The 12,183-nt window shown below is 40.4% G+C and carries 9 protein-coding genes; 7 read left to right on the forward strand and 2 right to left on the reverse strand.

Annotation, left to right across the window (positions count from 1 at the left end; genetic code table 11):
- Positions 1 to 34: 34 nt before the first annotated feature.
- From ATZ99_RS00690 to ATZ99_RS00705, 4 genes are read left to right on the forward strand one after another with little or no spacing between them, the layout of a single operon-like run.
- Positions 35 to 1,462 carry an alanine/glycine:cation symporter family protein gene (locus tag ATZ99_RS00690; RefSeq protein WP_068747443.1) on the forward strand — a complete coding sequence of 476 codons (1,428 nt, stop codon included), beginning with the start codon at positions 35 to 37 and terminating at the stop codon, positions 1,460 to 1,462.
- A gap of 48 nt (positions 1,463 to 1,510) precedes the next feature.
- Positions 1,511 to 2,935: an amidohydrolase family protein gene (locus tag ATZ99_RS00695; RefSeq protein ID WP_068747334.1), complete on the forward strand. Its 1,425-nt coding sequence runs from the start codon at positions 1,511 to 1,513 to the stop codon at positions 2,933 to 2,935.
- 18 nt (positions 2,936 to 2,953) lie between these two features.
- The gene (locus ATZ99_RS00700) at positions 2,954 to 4,573 is read left to right on the forward strand and encodes an amidohydrolase (RefSeq protein WP_068747335.1); all 1,620 of its coding nucleotides are present in this window, start codon (positions 2,954 to 2,956) and stop codon (positions 4,571 to 4,573) included.
- Between the two features lie 54 nt (positions 4,574 to 4,627).
- On the forward strand, positions 4,628 to 5,950 hold the full coding sequence (locus tag ATZ99_RS00705) for a DEAD/DEAH box helicase (protein WP_068747336.1): 1,323 nt from the start codon (positions 4,628 to 4,630) through the stop codon (positions 5,948 to 5,950).
- A 31-nt stretch (positions 5,951 to 5,981) separates the two neighbouring features.
- Here ATZ99_RS00705 and ATZ99_RS00710 read toward each other — a convergent pair whose 3' ends face one another.
- The gene (locus ATZ99_RS00710) at positions 5,982 to 6,374 is read right to left on the reverse strand and encodes a bacteriohemerythrin (protein WP_068747337.1); all 393 of its coding nucleotides are present in this window, start codon (positions 6,372 to 6,374) and stop codon (positions 5,982 to 5,984) included.
- 230 nt (positions 6,375 to 6,604) lie between these two features.
- Between ATZ99_RS00710 and ATZ99_RS00715 the strand changes: the two genes are divergently transcribed.
- The 3 genes from ATZ99_RS00715 to ATZ99_RS00725 all read left to right on the forward strand — a co-directional run bounded on the left by ATZ99_RS00715 (position 6,605) and on the right by ATZ99_RS00725 (position 10,913).
- Positions 6,605 to 8,188: a Na+/H+ antiporter NhaC family protein gene (locus tag ATZ99_RS00715; protein WP_068747338.1), complete on the forward strand. Its 1,584-nt coding sequence runs from the start codon at positions 6,605 to 6,607 to the stop codon at positions 8,186 to 8,188.
- Between the two features lie 63 nt (positions 8,189 to 8,251).
- A complete protein-coding gene (locus ATZ99_RS00720; protein WP_068747339.1) occupies positions 8,252 to 9,703 on the forward strand; it encodes a trimethylamine methyltransferase family protein in 1,452 nt (483 codons plus the stop codon).
- A 28-nt stretch (positions 9,704 to 9,731) separates the two neighbouring features.
- Positions 9,732 to 10,913, forward strand: coding sequence for a saccharopine dehydrogenase family protein (locus ATZ99_RS00725; protein WP_068747340.1), 1,182 nt, complete (start codon positions 9,732 to 9,734; stop codon positions 10,911 to 10,913).
- Here ATZ99_RS00725 and megL read toward each other — a convergent pair.
- Positions 10,906 to 12,090, reverse strand: coding sequence for a methionine gamma-lyase (megL, locus tag ATZ99_RS00730; RefSeq protein WP_068747341.1), 1,185 nt, complete (start codon positions 12,088 to 12,090; stop codon positions 10,906 to 10,908). The genes ATZ99_RS00725 and megL overlap by 8 nt on opposite strands.
- Positions 12,091 to 12,183 lie beyond the last annotated feature (93 nt).

The following is a 12,183-nucleotide window of genomic DNA, read 5'->3' on the forward strand; positions in this document are numbered from 1 at the left end:
ATATTATAAAAAAGTAAGGAGGGATTTAATGACAATAGAAAAATTTTTAGAGGTGCTTTCCGGCTTTTTGTGGGGAAAACCCCTGATCTACACCGTTCTTTTTGTAGGATTGTATTTAACAATTGGCTCCGGCTTCTGGCAGTTTAGGAAAATCGGCTATATTTTGAAAAACACTCTGGGGAAAATAGGTAAAAAATCTGAAGGCGGCGAAGGAATGCTTACTCCCTTCCAGGCTGTAAGCATAGCCCTTGCCGGGACAATAGGCGTCGGCAACATTGCCGGGGTAGCCAGCGCTATTGCAGTTGGTGGGCCGGGAGCCGTCTTCTGGATGTGGGTATGTGCCCTTGTGGGAATGATGACAAAAATGGTGGAAGTAACACTTGCGGTGCATTACAGGGATAAAAATCCCGATGGCTCCACCTATGGCGGACCAACCTATTATATGGAAAAAGGTCTTGGCATAGAAAGAGGTTTTGGATTTTGGAAACCGTTAGCCGTATTATTTGGAGTGGGCATTTTTTCTACATTTTTTATTACTTTACAGTGTTATACCGTTTCCGAGGCAATAAATAATACCTTTAAGATTCCGATGATATTAGTTGGATTAATTTACATATTACTCACATATATGGTAATTTTAGGTGGTATAAAGAAGGTAGGAGAGGTAACCAGTTATGTAGTTCCTTTTATGGCAATATTTTATATAGTAGGCGGTTTATTTATAATTCTTAGCCGATTACCGGCTGCTATAAGCGGTTTAGGACTCATATTTAAGAGTGCTTTTACGGGTACCGCTGCAGTGGGTGGATTTGCAGGAGCAACTATTTCAAAAGCGCTGCAAATGGGTGTAGCAAGGTCAATTTACAGCAACGAAGCCGGATGGGGAACTGCTCCCATGGCTCATTCGACAGCAAAAACCGATCATCCGGTGAGACAGGGGCTCTGGGGGGCTTTTGAGGTTTTTATGGATACTATTGTCGTGTGTTCCATAACCGCACTGGTTATAATTACTACCGGTATGTGGTCTTCCGGAGCTTCCGGAGCTTCATTGACCCTTGCTGCTTTTGAAAAGGGATTGGGATATTTTGGTAAAGTGGTTGTTACCGTGGGGATTTTTCTCTTTGGATGGTCCACCACCACGGGCTGGTATACTTATTATGAAATCATATTAAGGCATTTACTTAAAGGAAAAGAAAAACTACATAAAACAATACTTACAGTTTACAAATACCTTTATCCCATTCCGGGATTTTTAATGGTGGTTTTTGCGGTTACCACGGGCCTTCCTCCCGCAATAGTATGGCTTTTAGGGGATGTCACCAGTGCTTTACCTACCTTTATTAACCTGATAGTTGTATTAATCCTTGCCCCTAAATTCTTTGAACTTTTACGGGATTTCAATGCAAGAGAGTTCAAGGAAAGCAAAGCTCAAACGGTAAAAAAATTATTTTTTGAGGATTAAAAATCACGGCGGGCTATATGCCCGCCTTGACTTTAGTGGGGGGTCTTTATGCTCGATATAATTATTCACGATGCCCTGGTTTTAACAATGACAGGCAAGGGAGCCGGAGCAATAGAAAAGGGTGCAGTAGGAATTAAGGGAAATAAAATAGTCTGTGTGGGAGAAAGCGAAGGTATTATTAAAGAATTCAGGGCTGAGAGGATAATTAATGGTAAGGATAAGCTTGTCATGCCCGGCCTTATTAACTGTCACATACATTCCTCTATGTCTCTTTACAGAGGAGTGGCACAGGATACGCGTGCCTGGCTTCAAAAGGGTATTGGACCTTTTATGAAGCATATGACCGAATCGGAAATTATAATTGGCTCTCTTTTAAGTATAATCGAGGGAGTAAAATCGGGAACCACTACTTTTTGCGATTTCGATTATCCCATGAGTAAAATTGCAGAAAATTACAAAAAAGCCGGGGTAAGGGCCAGACTCGCTACCTTAATTAACGAGCTTCCTGACAATCTTGATGAACTTACCCTGGGAGAGCTTTATCCTTTTGACCCCGGTAAGGGAGAAAAAAGGCTATCCGACAATTTAAAGCTGTTAGAAGAATGGCACGGGAAAGAAAACGGCAGGATAACCTGTGTGCTTGGACCGCAGGGCCCCGATATGTTAAGTATGGAATTGCTCGAAGAGATAAAAAATTTATCAAAAAAATACGGCCTCATGATTCACATGCACGTAGCTCAGGGGGACAGGGAAATAAATCAGATGGAGAAAAGGTATAAAAAGAGGTCCATACAATTTTTAGATGAAATGGGCTTTTTAAATAAAAACCTTATTGCCGTTCACCTTACGGAAGCAACGGAGGATGAGGCGAGGTATTTAGCAAAAAAAGGTGTAAATATGGTATACTGCCTTAACAGCATAGGTATAATTGACGGTATAGTGCCTCCGGTCTTTGAATTTGTAAAAGCAGGAGGTACCGCGGGGCTTGGAAGTGACCAGGCACCGGGGAACAACGGAAATAATATGTTTAATGAAATGAAATTTGCTGCCATTCTAAACAAAGTGAAATTTAAGGATCCAACCGTATTTCCAGCATGGAAGGTATTGAGAATGGCCACCATAGAAGCGGCAAAAGCAATAGGCCTGGAAAACGAAATTGGGAGTTTAGAGCCGGGGAAAAAGGCCGATATGATTATTATAAACCTTGATAGTCCAAATCTTGTGCCGGTTATGTGTAAACCAATAAGGAATGTGGTTCCCAACCTTGTTTATTCAGCAAGAGGCTGTGAAGTGGATATGGTTATTGTGGACGGAAAGGTGATTTTAGAAGGAGGAAAATTATTAACGCTAAATGAGGGTGAAATAGTCAAAAAAGCAAAAGAATCTGCCCGTTTGCTTGCCGAAAGGGCGTACAACAGCGTAAAAAATTCCGGTACCGACACATTACTGATGATGGAAGAGGGATATTTGTAAATTAAGGGGGAGGCTTTAATGGACTTAATTTTATACAACGGCAAAATAATCACTATGGATGGAATTTTGCCACAAGCTGAAGCTGTAGCTATTAGGGAAGGAAAAATAATAAAAGCAGGTAGTAACGGAGAAATTTTATCTTACAGGGAAAGCAATACCGAAGCGATAGATTTAAAGGGTAAGTTAGCACTTCCAGGATTTAACGACAGCCATATGCACCTTTTAAGTTTTGCGTTAAGCCTTGAAAAAGCTGATTTAAACGGATGCACTGGCATACAAGATTTAATTCAAAGGGTGAGGGATTTTATTGAAACAAAAGGAATTAAGAAGGGAGAATGGGTTCAAGGAAGGGGATGGAATCACGAGCTTTTTTATGAAAAAAGGATGCCCACGAGGCAGGATCTGGATAATATTTCCCGAGAACACCCCGTAATTTTGACAAGAACCTGCGGTCATATTGCGGTGGCAAATACTTATGCATTAAAGCTTGCAGGCATATTTGAAAATCCTCCCGCCGTACCGGGTGGAAGCATCGATCTGGATGAAAAGGGAATACCCACGGGAGTGCTTAGAGAAAATGCCATGGAACTTCTATACGGTAAATTGCCGCTTTACGATAAAACGAAAATAAAAAAATTGATAGTAGAAGCGGCAGAAAAGTTTATTAAATCGGGATTGACATCGGTGCAATCCGATGATTTAGAGTCAATAAAAGGTGATTTTAAAGAGATTTTAGAAGCATTTTTTGAATTGGAAGGGGAAAATAAACTTCCCATTAGAGTAAACGAACAGGTGCTGCTACCTACTATAGAAAAACTTGAGAGATTTCTTTCCCTCGGGTTGAGGACCGGACATGGCAGCGAGTATTTTAAAATTGGTCCTTTAAAACTTTTAACCGATGGTTCTCTCGGTGGAAGAACAGCTGCTTTGACCTTCCCTTATGAGGATGATAAAGATACAAAAGGGATAGCCATATACACCCAGGATCAGTTGGATGAGCTGGTGGAAAAAGCATATCTGAACGGAATGCAGGTGGCCTGTCACGCCATTGGAGACAGGGCGATGGAAATGGTCTTTCATTCCTATGAAAAAGCTCTGAAAAAACTACCCAAATACGACCCGCGTTTCAGGATTATCCACTGTCAGATTACGACTGAAGAGTTAATAGAAAAATTCAGTAAATATAAGGTAATTGCGGATATACAACCAATTTTTGTATCTTCTGATCTTTCCATTGTAGAAAAAAGAATCGGCAGGGAAAGGGCTAAGTGGACTTATAACTGGAAAACCCTTATAAAAAAAGGTGTTCCCGTTGCAGGTGGGTCGGACTGTCCTGTGGAGCCTTTTAATCCTCTTTTTGGTATATACGCTGCTGTTACAAGAAAGAATTTATCAGGATTCCCGGAAGAGGGCTGGCTGCCGGAACAAAAACTTACAGTAAAAGAGGCAGTTCATATTTTTACCATGGGCTCGGCATACTGCACTTTTGAAGAAAATATAAAGGGATCGATAACATCCGGTAAATTGGCGGATATCGCGGTGCTATCGGAAGATATTTTTGAAATTGCTCCCGATGAAATAAAAGATGTGGAAGTAGAAATGACCATACTGAATGGGAAGATAGTTTACTGCAAATAAATGCTTTTTTTGGGAATAATAAAAATAAATAGGAAAACAAAAAGGTGAGTAAATATGAAAGAAAAAAAAGAAGTAAAAGGTTTTAATGAGTTTAATTTGTCAAAAGAGGTTTTAAAAGCTATTGAAGAAATGGGATTTGAAGAGCCAACTCCTATTCAGTACAAAACAATTCCAGAAATTCTGGAAAATAAGGATGTAATAGGGCAGGCTCAAACTGGTACGGGTAAGACCGCAGCTTTTGGAATCCCAATTATTGAAAGGGTGGATTCTTCAAAAAAAAACGCACAGGCACTAGTGCTCTGCCCCACTCGGGAATTGGCGGTTCAGGTTTCGGAAGAATTGAAACACCTTTCTAAGTATAAAAAAGGTATAAATATAGTCCCAATTTACGGGGGTCAAGCAATAGAACGGCAGATACAGCTTCTAAAAATGGGGGTTCAAATAGTAATTGGTACACCGGGCAGAATAATAGACCATTTAAAGAGAAAAACGTTAAAAGTCGATAATATTAAATACTTTGTTCTGGATGAGGCGGATGAAATGCTCAATATGGGTTTTATAGAAGATGTGGAATGGATACTGGATAAAACTCCGAAGGAAAAGCAAATTGTATTATTTTCTGCAACAATGCCTCAAGAAATTTTGATGCTCGCAAAGAAGTATCAAAAAAACCCGGTGTTTATTAAGGTGGTTCATGATGAATTAACGGTTCCGAGTGTAGAGCAAAAATATATCGAAGTCAAAGAGGAAGATAAAATAGAAGTGCTCTCAAGATTAGTAGATTTATACACTATAAAAAAAGCAATGGTATTTTGCAATACAAAGAGGAAGGTAGATGAGGTCGCTGATTTGTTGCAGGCAAGAGGCTATTTAGCTGAAGGGCTTCACGGCGATATGAGGCAATCCCAGAGGAATAAAGTTATAGAAAAGTTTAGAAAAGGGCATTTAGAAATCCTGGTAGCTACTGATGTAGCAGCGAGAGGTCTGGATATAGAAAATGTGGAAGTGGTATTTAATTTCGACGTACCCCAGGATGTGGAGTACTATGTGCATAGAATTGGGAGGACCGCAAGAGCAGGAAAAGAAGGTAAGGCTTATTCTTTTGTTACGAAAAAGGATTTTTATAGATTAAAGGATATACAAAAATATATTGGAAAGAAAATAAAATTAGAAAAAATACCTACTTTACTTGAAATAGGAGAAAAAAGGCTGGAAGAATATTTGCGATATATTCGAGCGGAAATAGAAAAAGGCGCAAATCAAAAATTGTACGATATTATTGAAAGGTTGGCTGGAACGGAATATACCACATTAGATATAGCAGCAAATTTATTAAAACTTCTTTTGGTGGAAAAAGATATTATTGTTAAAGAATAAAAAAAACCTGCCTTATTTGAGGCAGGTTTTTTTATTCCGAGATTATTTTTTTATCCTTTTCCAGAATGTGATTGCTTATCCAGTTTACTATAAAGTCGAGAAGTTCCGTAACATAAGCTTCCTGGTTCTGGTCGATTTTGAATATATCAATACTGTCAATTTTTTCAATGAAATCTTTGTGTTCAACCTTATGGGAAAGGAGCCTCTTGTAGCCAATCTTTTCCATGTATTCTTCTTCCGACTTAAAGTGGTATTTTGCGTAGTCTTTTAATTCGGAAATTAATTCTATAATCTTATCGTATTTATCGAGGATAAATTCATTCTTTAAAAGGTTATAAGTATCTTCGGCAATTTCAAAAAGCCTCCTGTGCTGATTATCTATTTCGTAAATACCTACCTTATAATCATCCTTCCATTTAATCAATGTTATGCCCCCTTTTTTTATGCTTATATTTTAACTATATCAGACCATTATATAAGCTGACAATGCTTGTAGCATAAATTTTATACTTTTTAAATATTATTAATAGCGGAAACAATAAAATTAATTTTTGAACAATTAAGATTTAGAAGGAAAATTATAGTGAATATAGAAAATATAAAAATATATAAAAATTATTTTTTTATAGTAAATTATGAAAGGAGTGGAAGTTGGTGGAACATTACGGTTTTTTATCGGTATTACCTCCCCTGATCGCCATTTTCCTGGCTATTATTACAAAGGAAGTGCTTGTTTCGCTAACCGCAGGAATTTTTGTGGGAACTCTGATTCTAAGCAATGGAAACTTATTTCAGGCTTTTATTTCTGCCTTCGATATTGCTTTTGAGAAAGTAGGGGATGCTTCCTGGAATGCCAGGACATTATTATATGTATTTTTCCTTGGGGGGGTTCTGGGACTGGCGACCCGTTCGGGAGGGGCAAAGGCTTTTGCGGATTTCATAGCAAACAAAATTAAATCCAGGAAAAGCGCTCAAACTATGACCTTAGCCGCGGGACTTTTCATATTTTTTGATGATTACTTTAACTGTTTGACGGTAGGTTCTGTATTAAAGCCGGTGACCGATAAGTTCAGGGTTTCCCGGGAAAAACTGTCCTTTATTACCGATGCTACGGCAGCACCGGTTTGTATTCTTGCGCCTATTTCTACATGGGTGGCTTATATCATAGGGTTATTATCGGAACAATTTCAAAATCTGAAACTGAATAATAATGCTTTTGTGGAATTTGTCAAAACCATTCCGGTTAATTTTTACTCATGGCTTATGCTCCTGATGATAGTTGTAATAATATTTACCAAATTAGAGTACGGGCCGATGGCTAAAGCTGAAATCAGAACTATCAAGACCGGCAAGTTATATAATCCTGATAGGCTGCCGCCGCCGGGTCTTGATACAGGAGAAAAGAAAGTATCTGAAAAAGGTAAGGGCATAGATATGATTTTCCCGATAGCCGCTCTGATAATTATCGTATTTCTTTTTATGCTCTATACGGGGGGTTACTTTGAAGGGGGGAAAAGCGTAGGAGCAGCCTTGCAATCTTCGGATTCGGTGACGGCTCTGGTGTATGGTTCCTTCCTTACTCTGGCAGTAACGGTATTGTTTTATAAAATACGAGGGGTTCTTAATATTCTGGAAGCAATGGATGCAGTGGTTGAAGGAATGAAGTCAATGATGGTGGGGAATACGATATTGGTATTAGCCTGGATCATAGGCGGGGTTACATCAAAGCTTGGAACTGGCGCTTATGTTTCTGAAGTGGTAAAGGCATCCATGCCGTTATGGTTGATTCCTTTTTCAGTTTTTATAGTAAGCTGTATTATGGCATTTGCTACTGGTACTTCATGGGGCACCTTCGCCGTAATGGTTCCTCTGGTGGTACCTGTGGCAGTTAGTACCAATATCAGTTTGACAATGGTTTTAGCGGCTTTGTTTAGCGGTGCTATTTTCGGAGATCATTGTTCGCCTCTTTCGGATACTACAATTTTATCGTCTACCGGTGCCGGGTGCCCTCACATCGACCATGTAAATACCCAGCTTCCCTATGCTTTGACTGCGGCCTCCTGTGCCGGATTGGGATTCCTCCTGTTTGGAATCACAAAAAATCCAGTAATCTCTTTTATTGCGGCATTGGCAGCGATGGTAATATTAATGTTTGTCATGGGCAAAGTTAATGCAAAACAAATTGAAGAAATTGAAAAATATATTTTGGAAATGGAGGCCGGTAAAATAAATGAATAACCGGGGTGCAAGGGGGCTCCCCTTGCGCCGTTCTTTGAATGTAAATATTTTAGGAGGGATTTTATGCTGTATCCTGCTGAATTCAAGTTTAGAATGAGCATGCTTGATTCAAAGGAGATCGAAATGATTCACCAGGCAAGCTTAGAAATACTTGAAAAAACAGGGGTTTATATGCCTTTAAAAAAAGAAAGGTTGGAAGTGTTAAAAGAATATGGAGTTACCGTAAAAGAATATGATAAAAGAATATATTTTCCACCTAAGGTTGTGGAAGAAGCAATCGGTAAAGCGCCTAAAAATTACACCCTTTACGCCAGAAACCCCGAATATGACTTGCCCTTAGATGGACAGCACGGGTATTTGAGTTTGGATGGATGCGGTGTTCACGTAGTAGACCTGGAAACCGGTCAGGTGAGAAAATCTACGAGAGAAGACCTTGCCCGAGCGGCTAAAGTGGCGGATTTCCTGCCCCAAATTTCCTTTTTGTGGCCCTGTGTAAGTGCCCTCGATTGCACTCCTTCGGTGCAACCACTCTATGAACTGAAAACACTTTTTGAGAATTCCAGTAAACATATACAGGTCATGACCGCCGTAGATCCACTGAATGCAAAAGGGAGTGTAGAAATTGCAGCAAGTGTAGCAGGAGGTAAGGATGCTTTGCGGAGAAGACCAATTATCTCCAACTTTCAGTGCAGTGTAAGTCCTTTATGTTTTGAAGAAAAAAGCATGGAAGCGGCTTTCATATTTGCAGAAGCGGGAGTTCCTGTGGGTATTATGACCATGCCTATGGGAGGGGCTACAGCACCGGTAACTGTAGCGGGGAATATGGCTGTCAGTAATGCGGAAATTTTGGCAGGAATTACGGTGCTGGAACTTTTATACCCTGGAACTCCTACGTTCTACGGCTCCTGTGCTACGATGATGGATTTGAGGACCGCCCAGATAACCTGCGGTGCGCCGGAAGATTTTTTAATGCAGGCTGCTATATGTGAAATGGCGCATTATTATAAAATCCCTGCCTGTGTCGGTACCTTTGCTACCGGTGCAAAAACCTTTAGCTGGCAATCCGGTATGGAAAATTCTATTTCATGTGCGGTAAGTGTTTGGTCCGGTGCTGACATGATATGCGGTGCGGGAATGTTAAACGGTGCTACCATTTTCTCTTTTGAACAGCTGCTTATGGATTGTGAAATTTTTGAAATTATAAGACGGTTATTTTCGGGTGCCGAAGTAAATGCGGAAACCATAGGACTGGATGTAATAAATAAGGTGGGGCCTGGGAACAATTTTTTAATTCAAAAACATACCATGAAATTTGCAAGAAAAATGTGGATGCCCAGCCTGATACAGCGTAAGTCATATGAGGAATGGGTAAGAAATGGGAAACCTTCTCCCGAAGGGCTTGCAAAAGAAAAAGTGCTCACAATCCTTAATAGTCACCAACCTATACCCCCGAACAATCAGGAAGAGTTAAATGAGATAATAGATTATTATGAGCACTTGAGCAGGGCAATATAATTTCTATATTGAAAAGGAGGAAAATTTTATGGGATATGTTTATGCCGTCCTCGGAGGAGGAAGGCAGGGCACTGCTGCGGCTTACGACATGGCCAAATTCGGTGATGCGGATGCGGTGTTAATTGCGGATATATCATGGGAAAATGCGGTTAAATCCTGTGACAGGGTAAATGCTCTGCTTAATAAAAAAATAGCCCAGCCCTTTAAATTGGATGTTACGGATAGAAATAGCCTTCTGAATTTTTTAAATGAGGTGGATTCGTTTTTATCTGCAGTACCCTACTGGTACAATTTAAAGATTACCGAAGCAGCTATTGAGGCAAAAGCAAATATGTGCGACTTAGGCGGAAATACGGACTTGGTAAAAGAGCAGTTGAAATTAGACGAAAAAGCAAGAGAAGCGGGAATAGCAGTTATACCCGACTGCGGGCAGGTACCAGGCATGGGTACATCCTTAGCGGTATATGCAATGAGCCTTCTTGACAAGCCGGAAGAAGTATATATGTGGGATGGAGGAATACCTCAAAACCCCATACCACCATTTAATTATATACTCACCTTTAATATTGCGGGGTTGACCAACGAGTATTACGGAACGGCAAAATTTTTAAAGGATTATAAGGTTGTTGAAGTGCCTACCTTCAGGGAAGAAGATTACGAACTGGTAAGTTTTCCCGAACCCATTGGTGAACTAGAGGCATTTGTGACCAGCGGCGGTACGTCTACGGCTCCCTGGACCTTTGAAGGGAAAATAAAAACATTTATAAATAAAACTTTGAGACATAAAGGGCACTTCACGCAATGGAAAACTTTAATGGATTTTGGGTTCCTGGAAGAGGAACCCATAGAAATAAGGGGAGTAAGGATTTCTCCAAGAGAAGTATTGCATGCTTTGGCCGAGCCTAAATTAAAGGCCGGGGAAAAGGATAAAGATATTGTCATAGTGAGGGTCAAAGTTCTGGGAGAAAAGGACGGAAAAAAAGCCGAGGCTCTTGTAGAGGTAATTGATTATTACGATGAAGAGACGGGATTTACTGCAATGAGCAGAACCACCGGCTGGGACGGATCCATAGTCGCAATAATGAATGCAAAGGGAATTACAAAAAGAGGCGTAAATCCTGTGGAAATAGGTGTTCCAGCGGATGTTTTTGTAGAGGAACTGAAAAAAAGGGGAATAAATGTCACGGAGAAGGTGTCTTGCCTTACATAAGTTCGTTCTTAACTTTTTCAAGAGCCTGTTCTAAATCCGTTATAATATCCTCCACATCCTCGAGACCAACTGATAGCCTCACCAGGCCATCGGTAATTCCTGCCCTTAACCTTTCTTCTCTGGGAACCGGGGAATGTGTCATGGAAGCCGGATGCTGTATAAGGGAATCTACGCAACCCAGGCTTACTGCCAGTGCTATCAATTTTACATTGTTCATTAAAAGCTTTCCGGCTTCTATTCCCCCTTTTAATTCAAAACTTATCATGCCACCGAAGCCATCCATTTGCTTTTTAGCTAATTCATGCTGGGGATGGGAAAAAAGGCCGGGATAATATACTTTATCTATGATCGGATGGCCCTCCAGAAACTCTGCGACTATTTGGGCATTCCGGCAATGGCGGTCCATACGTAATCCTAAGGTTTTTATTCCTCTTAAAAGCAGCCAGGCGTCAAAGGGGCTAATAATTCCACCAATATCCTTAAGGTATGGCACCTTTATTTCAGCAATTAATTCTTTCGGACCCACGATTATACCCGCTATGACATCGCCGTTCCCACCGATGTATTTTGTAGCGCTGTGGATTACCACATCCACTCCATGCTCAATTGGTCTTTGCAAATAGGGTGTCATAAAGGTATTGTCCACAACCACTTTTGCTCCGACATTGTGGGCTATTTTTGCCGCTCCCCCGAGATCTACCAGTTTAAGTGTGGGATTGGCAGGGGTTTCTATATAAACGACTTTTGTGTTATGCTTTATAGCCCTCTCAAGATTTGAAAGCTCTGAAAGGTCAGCAAAAGTTACTTCTATTCCGTATTTAGGTAGAACATGGCTTAAAAAACTATGGGTACAACCGTACAAAGTGTCGTTTGCTATGATGTGATCACCCTGTTTTAACAATGTGAATAGAACCGTAGAAATAGCTGCCATACCGGAAGCAGTGGCTATTGCCGCTTCACCGTTTTCTAAGGCCGCCATTTTTTCTTCGAGTTCGGTAACGGTGGGATTGCCCAGTCTGGTGTATATATACCCGTGTTCTTCTCCGGCAAAGCGGCGCGCTCCCTGATCAACGTTTTCAAATACAAAAGTTGAAGTCTGGTATATGGGAGTTACGTGAGCTCCAGTAAAAGGGTCATGTTTTTGCCCCGCGTGAATGGCTTTTGTATTAAACTTCATAAAAGTCCCTCCAGGATATAGTTTTATTTTTGAATTATGGATCTGCAAAAACCGTACCTGTATCGCGGGGCTTTTATTAAAGGATAGTGGTAA

The sequence above is a fragment of the Thermovenabulum gondwanense genome (assembly GCF_001601575.1).
Taxonomy (GTDB): domain Bacteria; phylum Bacillota; class Thermosediminibacteria; order Thermosediminibacterales; family Thermosediminibacteraceae; genus Thermovenabulum; species Thermovenabulum gondwanense.